12 protein-coding genes are annotated in these 17,560 nt (G+C 65.2%); 4 read left to right on the top strand and 8 right to left on the bottom strand.

The genetic code is table 11. The features are described from left to right. The first annotated feature begins 197 nt into the window (after positions 1-197). Positions 198-815, top strand: a complete 618-nt coding sequence (locus tag RAD16_RS08520; protein WP_458157435.1) for a flavin reductase family protein — start codon at positions 198-200, stop codon at positions 813-815. A 186-nt stretch (positions 816-1,001) separates the two neighbouring features. On the opposite strand, the gene yghU is transcribed toward RAD16_RS08520, so the two are convergent. Further along, a complete protein-coding gene (yghU, locus tag RAD16_RS08515) occupies positions 1,002-1,877 on the bottom strand; it encodes a glutathione-dependent disulfide-bond oxidoreductase (RefSeq protein ID WP_458157434.1) in 876 nt (291 codons plus the stop codon). Positions 1,878-1,990: 113 nt separating this feature from the next. Then, entirely contained in the window at positions 1,991-3,649 is a 1,659-nt protein-coding gene (locus tag RAD16_RS08510; RefSeq protein ID WP_458157433.1) for a flavin-containing monooxygenase, read from the bottom strand. A gap of 218 nt (positions 3,650-3,867) precedes the next feature. Here RAD16_RS08510 and RAD16_RS08505 point away from each other — a divergent pair, with 218 nt between their 5' ends. Then, positions 3,868-5,001, top strand: coding sequence for a nitronate monooxygenase (locus tag RAD16_RS08505; RefSeq protein ID WP_458157432.1), 1,134 nt, complete (start codon positions 3,868-3,870; stop codon positions 4,999-5,001). Between the two features lie 196 nt (positions 5,002-5,197). Next, positions 5,198-6,712 carry an acetyl-CoA acetyltransferase gene (locus RAD16_RS08500; RefSeq protein ID WP_458157431.1) on the top strand — a complete coding sequence of 505 codons (1,515 nt, stop codon included), beginning with the start codon at positions 5,198-5,200 and terminating at the stop codon, positions 6,710-6,712. Between the two features lie 145 nt (positions 6,713-6,857). Here the strand turns inward: RAD16_RS08500 and RAD16_RS08495 are convergent, their stop codons facing one another. The 6 genes from RAD16_RS08495 to ltnD all read right to left on the bottom strand — a co-directional run bounded on the left by RAD16_RS08495 (position 6,858) and on the right by ltnD (position 16,311). Beyond that, entirely contained in the window at positions 6,858-8,060 is a 1,203-nt protein-coding gene (locus RAD16_RS08495; RefSeq protein ID WP_458157430.1) for an efflux RND transporter periplasmic adaptor subunit, read from the bottom strand. Beyond that, positions 8,047-11,226: an efflux RND transporter permease subunit gene (locus RAD16_RS08490; protein ID WP_458157429.1), complete on the bottom strand. Its 3,180-nt coding sequence runs from the start codon at positions 11,224-11,226 to the stop codon at positions 8,047-8,049. The genes RAD16_RS08495 and RAD16_RS08490 overlap by 14 nt, the downstream gene beginning before the upstream one ends. A gap of 241 nt (positions 11,227-11,467) precedes the next feature. Continuing rightward, the gene (locus RAD16_RS08485) at positions 11,468-13,159 is read right to left on the bottom strand and encodes a methyl-accepting chemotaxis protein (protein ID WP_458157428.1); all 1,692 of its coding nucleotides are present in this window, start codon (positions 13,157-13,159) and stop codon (positions 11,468-11,470) included. Between the two features lie 167 nt (positions 13,160-13,326). Then, positions 13,327-14,601 carry a 3-oxo-tetronate kinase gene (gene otnK, locus RAD16_RS08480; RefSeq protein WP_458157427.1) on the bottom strand — a complete coding sequence of 425 codons (1,275 nt, stop codon included), beginning with the start codon at positions 14,599-14,601 and terminating at the stop codon, positions 13,327-13,329. Next, positions 14,598-15,380, bottom strand: coding sequence for a 2-oxo-tetronate isomerase (gene otnI / locus RAD16_RS08475; protein WP_458157426.1), 783 nt, complete (start codon positions 15,378-15,380; stop codon positions 14,598-14,600). Before otnI ends, otnK begins: the two co-directional genes overlap by 4 nt. Before the next feature lie 13 nt (positions 15,381-15,393). After that, entirely contained in the window at positions 15,394-16,311 is a 918-nt protein-coding gene (gene ltnD / locus RAD16_RS08470; RefSeq protein WP_458157425.1) for an L-threonate dehydrogenase, read from the bottom strand. Positions 16,312-16,416: 105 nt separating this feature from the next. Here ltnD and otnC point away from each other — a divergent pair, with 105 nt between their 5' ends. Next, positions 16,417-17,103, top strand: a complete 687-nt coding sequence (gene otnC / locus RAD16_RS08465) for a 3-oxo-tetronate 4-phosphate decarboxylase (protein ID WP_458157424.1) — start codon at positions 16,417-16,419, stop codon at positions 17,101-17,103. Positions 17,104-17,560 lie beyond the last annotated feature (457 nt).

Here is a 17,560-nt window from a genome sequence, read left to right as displayed (position 1 = left end):
GTCTCTCCTCTCCCTCTCCCCGTTCTTACGGGGAGAGGGGTGGGGTAAGGGGCTTCTCTCCACGGATAAGATGGTCGAGAGACCTGTACCCCCTCACCCGGATCGCACCGGACGATGCTTCGCATCGCCGAGGCGATCCGACCTCTCCCCGCAAGCGGGGCGAGGTGGAAGACAGCAAGCCCTCCCACGGAGCCCTCATGGAATACGCCGCCAGCGACCTGACGCCACGCGAGCGCTACAAGGTGCTGACGTCCTTCATCCTGCCGCGGCCGATCGCGTGGGTGACGTCGGTGGGGCCGACCGGCGTCGTCAACGCCGCACCGTTCAGCTTCTTCAACGCCTTCTGCGAGGATCCGCCGCTCTGCATGTTCGCGGCGAACCGCAAACCGAATGGCCAGGACAAGGACACCTTCCTGAACATCCAGCGCACCGGCGAGTTCGTGGTCAATCTCGCCGACGAGCCGCTGGCGAGGGCCATGCATGAGTCGAGCGGCGACTTTCCACCTGAAATCGGCGAACCGGACTATCTCGGCTTGAGGCTCGCGCCCTCGACGAAGATCGCCGTGCCCCGTCTCGCCGACACGCCCTGGGCGATGGAGTGCAAGCTCTGGAAGATGATCGATGTCAACGACGATCGCCGCCTGATCATGGGCGAAGGCATCCACTTCCACATCCGCGACGAGCTCTGGGACGACAAGGCGATGCGGGTGCATATGGACCGCTATCACCCGATCGGCCGCATGTTCGCCGACCGGTACTGCCGCACGGATGATCGCGTCGTGTTTCCGGCAGCGGAAGGGGCGAAGGGGAAGTAAAGCCGCAGCGAAGGTGCGCCCCCTCGCCCCGTTCTTACGGGGAGAGGGTTGGGGTGAGGGGCTTCTCTCCCCACGGGAGATCTATGCGAGACCTGTACCCCCTCACCCGGATCGCACCGGACGATGCTTCGCATCGCCGAGGCGATCCGACCTCTCCCCGCAAGCGGGGGGAGGTGAAGAAATAGCTCACGTCACGGGTGCGAGCTTGTCCTGCGTCTTGGTCTCGAAATCGCCGGCGTCGTGGCGCTCGTGGAGTTGGCTGGCGGGATCGCCGGAGACGCGGTTGACCATGCGGCCGCGCTTCACGGCGGGGCGCTGCGCGATCTGGTCGGTCCAGCGCTGCACGTTCTTGTAATCCTGCACCGACAGGAATTCGCCGGCGCCGTAGACCAGCCCCTTCGCGAGCGCGCCGTACCAGGGCCACACCGCGATGTCGGCGATGGTGTATTCCTTGCCCGCGAGGTACTCGTTGTCGGCAAGGCGCCGGTCGAGCACGTCGAGCTGGCGCTTGGTCTCCATCGCGAAGCGATCGATGGCGTATTCGATCTTGAACGGCGCGTAGGCGTAGAAGTGGCCGAAACCGCCGCCGAGATAGGGCGCGCTGCCCATCTGCCAGAACAGCCAGGACATCGCTTCGGTGCGGGCCTTGATGTCCTTCGGCAGGAAGGCGCCGAACTTCTCGGCGAGGTAGAACAGGATCGAGCCGGACTCGAACACCCGGATCGGCTCCGGACCGGAGCGATCCATCAGCGCCGGAATTTTCGAGTTCGGGTTGATGTCGACAAAGCCGCTGCCGAACTGGTCGCCGTTGCCTATTCTGATCAGCCAGGCGTCATATTCGGCACCCTTGTGGCCGAGTGCCAGCAGCTCCTCCAGCATCACGGTGACCTTCACCCCGTTCGGCGTCGCCAGCGAATAGAGCTGGAGCGGATGCTTGCCAACCGGCAGCTCCTTGTCGTGGGTGGGGCCGGCAATGGGGCGGTTGATGCTGGCGAACTGCCCGCCATTCTCCTTGTTCCAGGTCCAGACTTTGGGCGGCACGTAGACGGGGGCGTCGGTCATGCGGGGGCTCCGGCAAAAAGATGCGCGTGCATTAATTAGCCCGCGGACGGCCGATAGCAAGCCCCGCCGGCTCTGCGTCCGGCGCGGGCCTCAGGCCGGCGTCATGCATCCGCCTAGCCGGTCACCGCTCTGCGCGGCTGCACCTCGGCCTCCATCAAAAATCCCTCATATCCCTTCGCCGCGACCTCGTCGCAGATCCGGCGGTAGACGCCGACGCCGCCGATATAGGGCATGAAGATCCGCGGCTTGCCGGGGATGTTGGCGCCCATGTACCAGGAGTTGGCCTGCGGATAGAGCGTGCCGCTGGCGACCTCGTTGACGTGCGCCACCCACTTATCCTCGGCCTCCCGGTCCGCCTCCATCGTGACGAGGCCCTGCTCGCGCATGTGACGAAGGCAGTCGGCGATCCAGTCGACGTGTTGTTCGATCGACACCATCATGTTCGACAGCACCGACGGGCTGCCGGGCCCGGTGATGATGAAGAGGTTCGGAAAGCCTGCGCTCATCAGCCCGAGATAGGTCTTCGGCCCCTCCGCCCATTTCTGGTTCAGGGTCTGTCCGCTGCGGCCGCTAATATCGATTTTGGCGACCGAGCCGGTCATGGCGTCGAAGCCCGTCGCCAGCACCAGGGCGTCGACCTCGTGATCCACGCCGGCGACGCGCACGGCGCTTGCGGTGATCTTTTCAATCGGGTTGGTCTTGATGTCGACCAGCGAGACGTTCGGCCGGTTGAAGGTCGCAAAATAATCGGTGTCGATGCAGATGCGCTTGGTGCCGATCGGATGGCTGTTCGGCTGAAGCAGTCTTGCGGTCTCGGGGTCCTTCACGATCTCGGCGATCTTGCCGCGAACGAAGTTCGCCGCCGTGTCGTTGGCCGCCCGGTCAAGACCGAGATTGTTGTAGACATACATGAAGGTCAGCCCGCCCCGCTCCCAGCGCGCCGCATACTTGCCGTTTCTGGTCTCGTCGTTGTCGTCGAGCGCGCCGCGATCGGGCTGCTCGGCATAGATGCCGTTGCGCGTGTTCTCGCGCGCGAACTGACGGATCTCCGGATACTTCTTGCGGAACGCGTCGCGCTCCTCGTCGGTCAGCGCGGCGTTGCGGGCGGGGATCGAGAAATTCGCCGTGCGCTGAAACACGGTGAGATGCTTGGCCTGCTCCGCAATGACGGGGGCCGACTGGATGCCCGACGATCCCGTGCCGATCAGACCGACGCGCAAGCCCGTGAAGTCGACGTCTTCATGCGGCCAGTTGCCGGTGTGATAGACCGGCCCCTTGAAACTCCCGAGACCCTCGATGTCGGGTTTGCGCGCGTTGGAAAGGCAGCCGGTGGCGAGCACGACGAACTGCGCCAAGACTGTCTTGCCGTCGGACGTCGTCACCGACCAGATCTTCTCGCGTTCATCGAACACGGCGCGCTCGACGCGCGTGTTGAACTGGATATCGCGGCGAAGATCAAAACGGTCGGCGACGTGGTTGGCGTATTTCAGAATCTCCGGCTGTGGGGCGTAGTGCTCGCTCCAGTCCCATTCCTGCTGCAGCTCCTCCGAGAACGAGTAGGAATATTGCATGCTCTCGACATCGCAACGCGCGCCAGGATAGCGATTCCAGTACCAGGTGCCGCCGACGCCGCCCCCCTGCTCGAAGACGCGCACTGAGAAGCCGAGCCCGCGCAGGCGATGCAGCATGTACATGCCGGCGAAGCCTGCGCCGACGACGACCACGTCGTAGGCCTCGGTGCCTTTAGCCTGATACGCTTGCGCTGACGACATCGATGGCACTCCCTGATTGTTTTCTATTGTTGAGAGCCAGCATTCTCTGACATCACCGAAAGCGCAAGGGGCAAGTCGGCGGCCCCTCGCCGGCATATTTTATGCAGCGGAATGGCTGGTCGTCGCGCGGCGTCTGCACGCAAGATGCAGGGCCGAATCCGGCATGGCATCGCAGGCGACGATGAGCTAGCGTCGTCGAACGCCGCCGGGAGAGAGCCATGAAATCGCCGATCTGCGACATGCTGGGGATCGAGTTCCCGCTGCTCGCCTTCAGCCATTGCCGCGACGTCGTCGCCGCCGTCAGCCGCGCCGGCGGGTTCGGTGTGCTGGGTGCGACGGTGCACACGCCGGATACGCTCGAACGCGAGCTGAAATGGATCGACGATCACATCGACGGCAAGCCTTATGGCATCGACGTGCTGATCCCCGAGAACATCTCGACATCGGGCGAGAAGGACGTCACCTGGAAGAGCCTGGAGGCGCGCGTGCCGCAGGAGCACCGTGCCTACACGCGCAATCTCCTGAAGAAGTACGATATCGATCTGACCACCACTGAGGTCGCCGACAATCAGCCGCAGCCGTTCGATGCGAAGACAGCGCTTCAACTGCTCGAGGTTTCCTTCAATCATCCGATCCGCCTGATCGCCAACGCGCTGGGCGTGCCGCCGAAGGCGATGATCGAGATGGGCAAGAAGCACGGCGTGCCGGTGGCAGCCCTCGTCGGCGCCAAGGAGCATGCGCTACGCCAGGTCGCAGCCGGTGTCGACATCCTCGTGGTGCAGGGCACCGAAGCCGGCGGACATTGCGGCGAGGTCTCGACCATGGTGCTGGTGCCGGAGGTGATCAAGGCGATCAAGAATATCCGCGACGTGCCGGTGCTGGCAGCCGGCGGCATCATGACGGGCCGGCAGATGGCGGCGTGCATGGCGATGGGCGCCGCCGGCGCCTGGACCGGCTCGGTGTGGCTTGCGACCGTGGAAGCCGAGACCACCGAGATCTTCCGCGAGAAGATGATCGCGGCGTCCTCGCGCGATGCCGTTCGCTCGAAGGGCCGCACCGGAAAACCGGCGCGGCAGCTCCGCTCGGTCTGGACCGATGCCTGGGACCGCGCGCCGGAAAGCCCGGGCGCGCTGCCGATGCCGCTGCAGAGCATCATCAGCCGCGATGCCTTCAACTCGATCGATCGTGCCGCTGCGAGCGGCAACGCCAAGGCGCGCGATCTCGTCAGCTATTTCGTCGGCCAAGGCGTCGGCCTGATCGACAGCGTGAAATCGGCCGGCGCCGTCGTGCAGGAGTTCAAGGAAGAGTTCGCCGAAGCCGTCGAGCACATGAATGCGCTGGTGGCGGAGTGACGGTGTGCGCGGCCCATCCTTCGAGGCTCGCCCGACGGCGCGCTGCGCCGCCGGCCTCGCACCTCAGGATGACGCTGTATCCGTAGCCGTCATCCCCGCGCAATGGCGAAGCTATTGTCGCTGGAGGTGGCCGCTTCTTCAGCGGCCCTCGAAGGACGACGGCGTGCCAAGAATCTGAAACGTGAAGCAAGAAGAAATGACCAAGACTCACATCCCCGAAGACCGCATCCCCGTCATCGTCGGCATCGGCGAGATCGTCGACCGCCCGAAGGAGATCACCGCGGGCCTGGAGCCGCTCGATCTGCTCGAACAGGCGCTGCGGCGCGCCGAGCAGGACACCGGCGCAAGGCTGCTGGGCGAGGTGCAGTCGCTCGACGTCGTCAATTTCCTGAGCTGGCGTTATCGCGATCCCGAGAAGCTTCTGGCGCAACGCCTCGGCATCACGCCGTCCCATTGCTATTACGGTCCAGTCGGCGGCGAGAGCCCGATCCGTTACATCCACGAGGCAGCAAAACGCATTGCGCGCGGGGAGTGCGCGGTCGCGGCGGTCTGCGGCGCCGAGGCGCAGTCGACCGCGACCAAGGCGGAGCGCGCCGGCGCCAAACTGCCGTGGACGCCGTTCGCGCATGACGTCGAGGAGCCCAAGCGCGGCGCGGCGTTTCAGAAGCCGCTGGCCGTGACGCTCGGCGTGTTCCGCCCCGTCACCGTCTATCCGTTCTACGAGGCCGCCTCCTCCGCCCATTGGGGCCAGACGCCGCGTGAGGCGATGGCGGAGTCAGGCACGCTGTGGTCGCGCTATTCGGAAGCGGCCGCGCAAAATCCCAACGCTTGGCTGAAGCGGCGCTATGCGCCGGAGGAGATCACGACACCGACGGCGGACAATCGCCTGATCGCGTGGCCCTACAACAAGCTCATGGTCGCCAATCCCAGCGTCAACATGGGCGGCGCGCTGCTGCTCACGAGCCTGGCCAAGGCCCGCGCGGCCGGAATTGCCGAGGACAAGCTGGTCTACCCGCTCGGCGGCGCCTCGGCGGAAGAGCCGCGCGACTATCTCCTGCGCGACCAGTTCCACGAAAGCCATCCGCAGAACGCGGTGCTCAGATGCGTGATGGACCTCGCCGGCGGCGACGGCAGAAAGTTCGATGCGATCGAGCTCTATAGCTGCTTCCCCTGCGTGCCCAAGATGGCGCGGCGGACGCTGGGCCTCGGTGCCGACGTGCAGCCGACCGTGACCGGCGGCCTCACCTTCTTCGGCGCGCCGCTCAACACCTACATGACGCATGCGGCCTGCGCGATGGTGCGGCGGGTGCGCGATGGCGCCAGGCTTGGCCTGCTCTATGGCCAGGGCGGCTTCGTCACCAAGCATCACGCGCTGGTGGTGGCGAAGGCACCGCCGCGCGAAGCGCTGGCGCAGGAGACGAGCGTGCAAGGCGAAGCCGACCGCAACAAGCGCGCGGTGCCTGATTTCGTCACGGACGCCTCGGGCAAGGGCAAGGTGGAGAGCTTTACGGTGCTCTACGGCCGCGGCGGTGATGCCGAGCACGGCGTGGTGATGCTGCGGACGGAAAATAACCGGCGCACGCTGGCGCGGATTCCCGCGAGCGACACGGCGACGCTGGCGCATCTGCTCAACATGGATCGTACGCCGGTGGGGTCACTCGGCGAGATCACGATAGCCGCGGATGGCGTGCCGGAGTGGCGTGTGGTATGATCGCGTGCCCCGGACGCGGTGTGGCATGCAATGCCGCTCCGCAGAGCCGGGACTCAGAAAGCTACACGCGGTACAGCAGAGATATGGGCCCCGGCTCAGCAGCGCATCACTGCGTGCTGCGCTGCGTCCGGGGCACGAGACTCCCCTAGCTCTTCGGCGGCTGCTTCTCGGAGGCGGTTGCCGGCTTGCCCTTGGCGCCGGCGCCGACCACTCGCACCGCATCGCCGTCGGAAAGACCGTCCGGCGGAGCGGTGATGACGCGGTCATCCGCAGCGATCCCCGATGCGAGCTCGATCTCGCGGCCGAGGTCGCGCGCGATCGTCACCGGCTTGAACAGCACCTTGTCGTCGGCGCCGACGGTCGCGACGCGCAGGCCGCTGCCGTTGAAGATCAGCGCGCTGGCGGGAATGCTGAGCGGCGCGGAATCGCGCTGCAGGCTCAGCTTCACGCTGGCATAGCCGCCGGGCATCAGCTCGCCGTTCGAATTGTCGAGCCGGAGCTGCATGCGCGTAGTACCGGAAGCGACGTCGACGGCCTGCGAGGATGCCTCAACCGTCGCCTGGAAATTCCGGTTCGGATATTCCGGCAGGGTAATGTTGGCCTTGGCGCCAATCTTGATCGCCGGCACGTAGTTCTGGGGGACGTTGACGTAGACGCGCAGCTTGGTGATGTCGGAGATCACGAACATCGCCGGACCCGAGCCGCCGCCGGCATTGATCAGCGCGCCGACATCGGTGTCGCGCGCGGTGACGATGCCGTCGAAGGGCGCGGTGATCTTCTTGTAGCCGGCCAGCGCCTCGAGGCGCTCGACATTGGCCTTGCCTGAATTGACTGCGGCGTTCTTGTTGGAGAGATCGGCAGTGCGCTCGTCGATCTCCTGCGCGGAGACGAAGTTGGAGGCGACCAGCGTCTTGCGGCGGTTGAGGGTTGCTTCCGACAGCCTGGCGCTGGCCTGCTGGCTGGCGAGGTCGGCACGGGCCTGCAGGAGCTGCTGGTCGAGGTCGGGCGCCTCGATCTCGGCGATCACATCGCCAGCCTTGACGCGGGCACCCATGTCCGCGCTCCAGCTCTTCAGATAACCGGACACGCGCGCGAAAATCGGGGCGCGATAGTAGGCTTCCAGCCGGCCCGGCAGGTCGATGGTGGAATTGAGGCCCTTGGCGTTGGGCAAGGTCACCGCAACGCTGGGAACGGCCTGATCGTCGGTCCATTCCTTCAGCTTGGAGCTCTGATCCTCGCGGGCCCGGATGCCGGTGCCGACCACGAGGCCTGCCGCAATCAGCGCCACCACGCCGAAAATGCCCAGTTTCCGGTGCGACACCGGCGAGCGGGATTCAGTGGGCGACATGCGGAGTCTCCAATGAGGCGGCGGCTTTGGCGCCTTGTTTCTTGTGTACCATGCTGAACACCACGGGAACAAACATCAGCGTGGCGAAGGTTGCAAAGATCAGGCCGCCGATCACGGCGCGGCCGAGCGGCGCGTTCTGCTCGCCGCCCTCGCCCAGCCCCAGGGCCATCGGCGCCATGCCGATGATCATGGCGAGCGCGGTCATCAGCACCGGGCGGAACCGGACGAAGCCGGCTTCGAGTGCCGCAGCGATGGGATCGCCGAGTTCCTCATAGCGCTCGCGGGCAAAGGAGATCACGAGCACGCTGTTGGCGGTGGCAACGCCCATGCACATGATGGCGCCTGTCAGCGCCGGTACAGAGAGCGTCGTCTGCGTCGTGAACAGCATCCAGACGATGCCGGCAAGCGCCGCCGGCAACGCGGTGATGATCACGAACGGATCGGACCAGGACTGGAAGTTCACCACGATCAGCAAGTAGATCAGCACGACGGCACCGAGCAGGCCGAACAGCAGGCCGGTGAAGGCGCTGTTCATGGTCTGCACCTGCCCGAGCAGCACGACGGACGAGCCCTTCGGCACTTCCTTGGCGGTGTCGGCGATCACCTGGCGGATGTCGTTGGACACCGCGCCGAGATCGCGGCCCGAGGTCGTCGCAAAGATCTGCACCATCGACTGGATGTCGTATTGCGACACCACCGCGCTTGAGACCGAGCGCTTGATGTCGGCGATGCCGCCGAGGATCGGCGACTGCGCATTGCTGGCGGCCGTGATCGGCAGCGTCTGCAGTGCGCTGAGCGAGTCGATCTGATACTGCGGCGTCTGCATCACGATCGAGTAGGACACGCCATTGTCCGGATTGAGATAGTAGGTCGGCGCGACCTGTGAGGAGCCGGCGAGATTGACCACGAGGCTGTTGGTGACGTCGCGCTCGGTGAGGCCGACATATTGCGCGCGGGTGCGGTCCACATCGATGTTGAAGGTCGGATTGCTCGGCGATTGCTGGATGCGCGCATCGGCAACGCCCGGAATGCGCCGGACCTTCGCCAGCAGATTGTTGGCGTAGGCGAAGTTGCCGCTGATATTGGCGCCGCGGATCTGAAGGTCGATCGGCGCCGGTGCGCCGAAATTCAGGATCTGGCTGACGATGTCGGCCGGCAGGAAGGAGAAGCTGACGCCCGGGAACAACCGCGGCAACTGCTCACGCAGCGCCTTCACGTGCTCCTCGGTCGGCTTGTGGCCTTCCTTCAGCTTGATCTGGATGTCGCCGTCCTGCGGGCCGATCACGCCGGTGTTGTTGTAGGTCATGTTGATGCCGGAGATCGGCATGCCGATGTTGTCTGTCAGCGTCTCGATCTCGCCGGGGATCAGCTTGCGGACCGCCTTCTGCACGTCGGCGAGCTGGTTGGCGGTCTCCTCGACGCGGGTGCCGACCTGGGTGCGGACATGCATCAGGATGTTGCCGGCATCGACCGCGGGGAAGAAGTTGCGCCCGAGGAACGGCACGAGGGCGAAAGAGGCGCCGACAGTACACAGGAAGCCGATCACGAACACCGGACGATGCGCCAGCGCGAGCCCGAGAAAATTATGGTAGCCGCCGCGAATGCGCTCGAACTGCTTCTCGAAACCGCGCTGGAACCAGACGAACGGATTGCGCGACTTCGGCGGCTCGCCCTCGTGGTGGACATGCGGCTTCAGCAGATAGTTCGCCATGGTCGGCACCAGCGTGCGCGACAGGATGAACGACCAGATCATCGCGAACATCACCGCTTCCGCCATCGGCACGAACAGGAAGCGCGCGACGCCGGTGAGGAAGAACATCGGCACGAACACGATGCAGATGCAGAGCAGCGACACGAAGGCCGGCGTCACGATCTGGTTGGCGCCGTCGAGGATCGACTGCTCGACCGGCTTGCCCTGCTCCAGATGGTAGTTGATGTTCTCGATGGTCACGGTGGCGTCGTCGACGAGGATGCCGACCGCGAGCGCAAGGCCGCCGAGCGTCATGATGTTCAGCGTCTCGCCGATCGCCGACAGCATGATGATGGCGCCGAGCACCGACAGCGGGATCGAGACCGCAATGATGATGGTCGAGCGCCAGCTGCCGAGGAACAAGAGGATCATGACGCTGGTGAGCAGCGCCGCGATCACGCCCTCGAACGCAACGCCCTCGATCGCGCCGCGGACGAACACGGACTGGTCGCCGATGAAACCGATCTTCAAGGCATCCGGCAGCTGGTCCTTGACGTCAATCACCTTCTGCTTGATGCCGGCGATGATATCGAGCGTCGAGGTCGCGCCCGCCTTCAGCACCATCATCAGCACCGAGCGGTTGCCGTCGACATGGACGATGTTGGTCTGGGGCGGATTGCCGTCGCGCACGGTGGCGACGTCGCGGACATAGACCATCGCGCCGTTGACGGTCTTGATCGGCAGATTGCCGAGCTCGTCGATCTTGAGCGGCGAGTTGTTGAGCTGGATGTTGTATTCGAAGGTGCCGATCTTCTGGGTGCCGACCGGCGTGATCAGGTTCTGCGCGGCGAGCGCGTTGGCGACGTCCTGGCCGGACAGGCCGCGGGCCTGGAGCGCGGTCGGGTCGAGGTCGATCTGGACCTGGCGCTGCTTGCCGCCGAACGGATACGGGATCGCGGCGCCCGGCACGGTGACCAGCGGCGTGCGCAAATTGTTGATGCCGATATCGGCGAGGTTCTGCTCGGTCAGGCCGTCGCCCGACAGCGCCACCTGGATGATCGGCACGGTCGAGGCGGAGTAGTTCAGGATCAAGGGCGGCGTCGCGCCGGGCGGCAACTGCTTGAGCAGCGTCTGCGAGATCGCCGTGACCTGCGCGTTGGCGGTGCGGATGTCGACGGTCGGCTGGAAGAAGATCTTGACGATGCCGAAGCCGTTATAGGAGTTGGCGACGATGTGCTCGATGTCGTTGACCGTGGTCGTCAGCGAACGCTGGAACGGCGTGGTGATGCGCCCGGACATCTGGTCCGGCGGCAGGCCGGTGTACTGCCAGACCACACCGATCACGGGGATGCGGATCTCGGGGAAGATGTCGGTCGGCGTCCGCAGCGCTGCCAGCGGCCCGATGATCAGGAGCAGAAGCGCGAGCACGACAAACGTGTAGGGTCGGCTCAGGGCAATACGGACCAGAGCAATCATTCGTCAGGCAATTCCAATCAGGGACAGGGAACAGGCCCCACCTGTTCCTCAGCTGATTTACCCGAACACCGCCGAAATGGCCAACGACAGCGTGTCACGCGCGGTCACTTCCCTGCTATCGCATGGCGAAATCGCATTCCAGATATGCAGCCTCTGCCCGAAAGATTACAGAGGCGGCTTTCAGCCACGAAAAAAGCGGCGCCCGAAGGCGCCGCTTTCAGAACTGGCTTCGTCTTTAGGCTTACGCCGCGCGGACGTTGGTCAGGAACTTGCTGACCTCGGTCTTGAGGCGGTTGGAGTCGTTCGACAGCATCTGCGCCGCCGACAGCACCTGCGAGGAGGCGGTGCCGGTCTCGGTCGCACCACGCTGCACATCGGTGATGTTCGACGAGACCTGCTGGGTGCCCTGGGCGGCCTGCTGAACGTTGCGGGCGATCTCCTGGGTCGCTGCGCCCTGCTCTTCGACCGCAGCCGCGATGGCCGAGGAGATTTCCGAGAGACGCTCGATGGTCGAGGAGATCTCCTTGATCGCGCCGACCGAGTCGTTGGTCGCCGCCTGGATGCCGGAGATCTGCTGACCGATCTCGCCGGTCGCCTTGGCGGTCTGCTCGGCGAGCGCCTTCACTTCGGAGGCGACGACCGCGAAGCCGCGGCCGGCTTCACCGGCACGGGCCGCCTCGATGGTCGCGTTCAGCGCCAGCAGGTTGGTCTGGCCGGCGATGGTGTTGATCAGCTCGACGACGTCGCCGATGCGCGAGGCAGCCTTGGAGAGCTCGCTGACGCGCTCGGTGGTGGCGCGGGCCTGGCCGACGGCGTCACCTGCCATCCGCGCCGATTCCTGCACCTGCCGGCTGATCTCGCCCACGGACGACGCCATCTCCTCGGTCGCCGAGGCCACCGACTGCACGTTGGTCGAGGCTTCCTCCGAAGCGCCGGCAACCGTGGTCGCGAGCCGCTGGGAGCGGTCGGCGGTCGAGGTCAGCGTCGAGGCGGAGGCTTCAAGCTGGGTCGAGGCCGATGACACGGTCTGGACGATCTCGCCGATCATCGTTTCGAAATCGCGGGTGATGTTGTCGACGCGGCGGCCGCGCTCGATCTTGGCCTCGGCATCGGCCGCGGCGGCCTCGTCGGCGGCCTTCTTGGCGATCAGCGCTTCCTTGAAGATCTGGAGCACGTCGGCCATGGCGCCGATCTCGGTCTTCTCGCCGCGATGCGGCACTTCGGCGGAGAGGTCGCCCCTGCCCAGCGCCTGCATCGGCTCGATGATCGAGTTGATGCCGCTGGAGACGTCCTGGACGAGATAGAAGCCGACGCCGATGCCGACGATGACGGCGGCACCGAGGATGATCGAGACCAGCATGAAGGCATAGTAGTAGCTGTCGGCGGCATCCGCGGCGGCCTGGTCGCCGCCCTTGGTGTTGAGCTCGATGTCCTTGGTCAGGACCTCATCCGCCGCCAAGCCGATCTTGTTGACAGTCTTGGTGTTCAGCTCCTGGGCGTCATGCGGAACCTTGCCGGCCTCCTTGCGCGAAAGCGCGAAAACCTCTTCGGTGCCCTTCTTGTAGTCGTCCCAGAGCTTGGCCCAGTCGTTGTAGAGCTTCCGCTCCTCCGGAGAGGTGACCATCGGCTCGTAGGCCTTGCGGGACTTGGCGAGCGCCTCGATGACGGTCGCCGCCGTCTTTTCGTTGGCCAGCTTCTCCTCGAGGGTCTCGGACAGCATGTGCTGGCGGACCACGTTGCGGTAGGTGATGACGCTGGCCCGCAGTTCGCCCAGCACCCGGACGCTGGGCAGCCAGCTCGTGGTGATGTCCGTGGTGTTGGCGTTCATCGACCGCATCTTCATGACGGCGAGCAGGCCCATACCGGCCATCGCGACCAGCAGGAACGCCACGACACTGATGATCTTGGCGCGGATGGAAATCTTGGCGAACATAACTGGTCTCTTTGCGTTGGCGCGGCAGCGCGTCCGGAAATGGTGGATCAACCAAAAGGCGCGGCGCCAATATCCAACAACAAATCGACTGAGCAGTTGTTAACTACGACTCCGCACAAGTACGGAAACCCGAAAGAAGTGAACGTGGGACTAAGAATGCCCCGCGTTCAGCGCATGAGCCCAAGCGCATCCGAGAAAAACTCCGGCCCGCCGAAATTTCCGGACTTCAACGCGAGCAGCATGTCGCCTTCGACGCCCACCGCGCGCAGCACCGGAACGCCCGCTGCAATTTCCACTCCTACGAGAAATCCGGGAATCCTCAACCGATCGACCACGGCGCCGGATGTCTCGCCGCCGGCGACGACCAATCGCCGAACGCCTGATTTCACAAGGCCTTCCGCAAGGTCGGCCATCGTCTGCTCGATGGCGTGCCCGGCCGCGTCACGGCCGTGACGCGCCTGGAGCGCGGCGACCTGATCCGGTGTCGAGCTCGATGCGATCAGCACCGGACCTTCGGCCAATCGTGGCCTTGCCCAGTCGAGCGCGCGCTGCGCTTCGCCGCCTCCCGTAAGAATACGGTCAGGATCGAGATGAAGCACCGGCATGACCTTTTCAGCGCTGGCGATCTGCCTGAGCGTCGCCTGCGAACAGCTTCCGGCGAGGCAGGCCGCCGGTCCGCCGACCACAGCACCGGTCTCGCTGCTCGCGGCAGCCGATTCGACCTTGCCCGTCGAGACGAGCGCCTGCGCGAGCCCGAGGCCGATGCCGGAGGCACCGACCGACAACCGATGTTCGGCCGCCACGAGACCGATGGTCTCGAGGTCGCGGTCGAACACGGCGTCGATGATCGCAGCGCCAATGCCCTTGCCCGCGAGTTCGGCCAGCCGCGCCCGCACGGCTTCGGCGCCGCGGGTAACGGTGGCGAAGTCGACGAGACCAATCTGCGTCTTGCTCTGGCGGGCCAGCACCCGAACCAGATTGGAATCGCGCATCGGGTTGAGCGGATGATCCTTCAGCGGGCTCTCGTTCAGCGGCACCGAGCCGACGAACAGATTGCCCTGATAGACGGTGCGGCCGGTCTCCGGGAAGGCCGGTGTCACCAGCACGTTCGCCTCGCCGCAATCGGCGCGCAGCGCGTCCATGACAGGGCCGATATTGCCGGCATCGGTGGAATCGAAGGTCGAGCAGATCTTGAACAGCACATGACTCGCGCCGCGGCTGCGCAGCCATTTATCGGCCGCGCGCGAGCGCGATACCGCAAGGCCCGCCTCGATCGAGCGGCTCTTCAGGGACACCACGACAGCGTCGACCTCGGGCAGCGCCAAATCGTCGGCGGGGATGCCGATGGTCTGAACCGTGCGCAGGCCCGCGCGCGTCAGCGTGTTGGCGAGATCGGAGGCGCCGGTGTAGTCGTCGGCGATGCAACCCAGCGCAAGAGTCACGGCTTCACTCCCGCATAGGGCTTGAACCAGGCGAGGCCATCGGTGGTCTTGCCGCGCGGATTGTATTCGCAGCCGACGAAGCCGGCATATCCGAGCCGGTCGAGCTCGGCGAACAGGAACGGATAGTTCAGCTCCTCGCCGTCGGGCTCGTTGCGCGAGGGAATGCTGGCGATCTGGATGTGGCCGATGATCGGCATCATCTCGCGCAGCCGCATGGTGACGTCACCATGAATGATCCCGCAGTGATAGATGTCGAACTGCAGCTTGAGGTTCGGAAGCCTCAACTCCTGGATTAGATCGCGGGCGAAGCCGAAATCGTTGAGGAAGTAGCCGGGCACGTTGCGGGCATTGATCGGCTCAAGCACGATGTCGATGCCGTGCGGGGCAAAGAACTCGGCGGCCCAGGCCACCGATTTGTAGAAGGCCTCGATCGCGACGCGCTCGCCGCGGTTGGCGATGCCCGCCATCAGGTGTAGGCGCTTGACGCCGGTGGCCTTGGCGTAAGGCAGCGCCGTTTCGAGACTCGCCTTGAGGTCGTTGAAGCGCGCCGGCAACGCGGCAAAACCCTTCTCACCGGCGTTCCAGTCGCCGGGCGGCAAATTGAACAGCGCCTGGGTCAGGCCGTTGCGCTTGAGCCGCTCGCCGACGGCTTCGGCGGGATGCTCGTAGGGAAAGAGAAACTCGACGGCGGTGAAGCCGGCCTGCGCGGCCGCATCGAAGCGGTCGAGGAATGGCACCTCGGTGAACATCATCGAGAGGTTGGCGGCGAAACGGGGCATTGGAGATCCTCTCTTACTTGTCGCCGGGAAGCTTGACGCCGGTGACCTGCGCATACATCCGCGCCACCGAAGCGTCGTCATCGCGGCCCATGCCGGCGGCCGATGTCATCAGGAACATCTGGAGCGCGGCCGCCGAGACTGGCACCGGGAATCTGGCGCTGCGCGCCATGTCCTGGATGATTCCGAGATCCTTGACGAAGATCTCGACCGCGCTGCGCGGCGTGTAATCGCCGTCGAGCACATGCGGCATGCGGTTCTCGAACATCCAGGAATTGCCGGCGGAGGCCGTGATCACCTCATAGACCTTGCGGATGTCGAGGCCCTGCTTGGCCGCGAACGCCATCGCTTCGCTGGCGGCGGCGATATGCACACCGGCCAGCAACTGGTTGATCATCTTGAAGGCAGCGCCCTGCCCCGCAGCATCGCCGAGCTCGTAGAGTTTTGCCGCCATGGCATCGAGCGCGGGCCGCGCTTTTGCGAAGGCGGCGGGGCTGCCGGAGGCGAGGATCGTCAGCTCGCCCTGCGCGGCGCGCTGAGCACCGCCGGAGATCGGCGCATCGAGATAATGCCGGCCGGTTGCCTCGAGCTGCCTGGCGAGGCGCCGCGCTACGTCGGGGTCCATGGTAGCGGATGAGATGAAGACGCCGTCCTTCGGCAGGGTCTCGGCGACGCCGTCCTTGCCGAACAGGATCGACTCGGTCTGTGCGGCGTTGACGACGACGCTGACGACGATGTCGGCGTCCTTGGCCGCTTCGGCCGGCGTCTTGGCGCCCGCACCACCGTCCTTCACGAACCGCGCCACGGCATCGGCCGTAACGTCGCAGCCGGTGACGGCATGGCCGGCGCGCTTCAGCGAGGTCGCCATGCCGTATCCCATCGAGCCAAGCCCGATGACAGCGATGCGCTGATTTTGTGATGTGGAGGCGGCCATGCAACTAACCCTTGCGAACGTTTCCTGGACGGCCGTCCTTTGCGGCGGCTCGTCAAACCGCATAACACGGCTTGGCCGCGCTGCCAAAGCGTGAGACAAGCGGGCATGACGGCCATGAGAACTGAAACGAGCAACGAGACACGGCTGCGTGAGGATATCTGCCGCTTCGGACGGTCCCTGTTCGAGCGCGGGCTGACGCCGGGCTCCTCGGGCAATATCAGCGTCAGGCTGGATGGCGGCGGCTGGCTGATGACGCCGACCAATGCTTCGCTCGGCTTCCTCGATCCCGCAAAGCTGTCGCGGCTGGACGAACAGGGCCGCCTGGTTTCGGGCGACGCGCCGACCAAGGAAGTTCCGCTGCACACCGCGCTCTACGACACCCGCGGCAGCGCCCGCGCGATCGTGCATCTGCACTCCACCCATTCGGTCGCGCTCTCGATGCTGCCCGAGATCAACCCGCGCGCCGCGCTGCCGCCGATGACGGCCTATTATCTGATGAAGTGCGGCGCCACCGCGCTCGTGCCCTATTACCGCCCCGGCGATCCCGCGGTGGCAGACGCGATCAAGGGGCTGGCGGGGAAATACTCATCCGTGCTGCTCGCCAATCACGGCCCCGTCGTCGCCGGCGACACGCTGGAAGCCGCGGTGTTTGCGACCGAGGAGCTTGAGGAGACGGCGAAGCTGTACTTGCTGCTGCGCGGGATGAACCCGCGGTATTTGTCGCCTGAGCAGGTGACGGATCTGGTGAAGGTGTTCGGGGTGACGCTGCCGGTGCATGGACACGAGCATTAGCGCTGCGCTGTCATGGGCGCACCAGCGCCACTTCACCCGCCGCTGTCATTCCCCGCGAAAGCGGGGAATCCAGTACGCCGCAGCTTATCCGTATCTCTCTGGCGTCTCTGGAATACTGGATCGCCGATCAAGCCGGGCGATGACACCGACTGTGTGCGGTGATCTCAGCCATCTCGTCGCCTGCCACACGCACCGCCGTCATCCTGAGGTGCGAGCCTTGCGATGCTCGCATCGCAAGGTGAAGCCTCGAAGGATGGGCCACGGGGCGCTTGCGGCTCATCCTTCGAGGCGCGCGAAGGGCGCGCACCTCAGACCGTATGTCCCTTTGCTGAACGGGGCGACTCACCCTCGATGCGACTGCGAGGGTTACCCGGATGGTCCGGGCAGAGCCTCACGCAAGGAGGGCGAGTCATGGGTGATTATAGCGAGGCTTTCGTGGGTTTCGATACGTCGAAGT

The organism is Bradyrhizobium sp. 18BD, assembly GCF_054185225.1.
This window is presented reverse-complemented; position numbering and strand designations above follow the sequence as displayed.

Coding starts and splice junctions, on each gene's coding strand:
- ltnD (WP_458157425.1), bottom strand. CDS start 16,311: ATGGCCGCCTCCACATCACAAAATCAGCGCATCGCTGTCATCGGGCTT.
- RAD16_RS08485 (WP_458157428.1), bottom strand. CDS start 13,159: ATGTTCGCCAAGATTTCCATCCGCGCCAAGATCATCAGTGTCGTGGCG.
- yghU (WP_458157434.1), bottom strand. CDS start 1,877: ATGACCGACGCCCCCGTCTACGTGCCGCCCAAAGTCTGGACCTGGAAC.
- RAD16_RS08520 (WP_458157435.1), top strand. CDS start 198: ATGGAATACGCCGCCAGCGACCTGACGCCACGCGAGCGCTACAAGGTG.
- RAD16_RS08505 (WP_458157432.1), top strand. CDS start 3,868: ATGAAATCGCCGATCTGCGACATGCTGGGGATCGAGTTCCCGCTGCTC.
- RAD16_RS08510 (WP_458157433.1), bottom strand. CDS start 3,649: ATGTCGTCAGCGCAAGCGTATCAGGCTAAAGGCACCGAGGCCTACGAC.
- otnI (WP_458157426.1), bottom strand. CDS start 15,380: ATGCCCCGTTTCGCCGCCAACCTCTCGATGATGTTCACCGAGGTGCCA.
- RAD16_RS08490 (WP_458157429.1), bottom strand. CDS start 11,226: ATGATTGCTCTGGTCCGTATTGCCCTGAGCCGACCCTACACGTTTGTC.
- otnC (WP_458157424.1), top strand. CDS start 16,417: ATGACGGCCATGAGAACTGAAACGAGCAACGAGACACGGCTGCGTGAG.
- RAD16_RS08500 (WP_458157431.1), top strand. CDS start 5,198: ATGACCAAGACTCACATCCCCGAAGACCGCATCCCCGTCATCGTCGGC.
- RAD16_RS08495 (WP_458157430.1), bottom strand. CDS start 8,060: ATGTCGCCCACTGAATCCCGCTCGCCGGTGTCGCACCGGAAACTGGGC.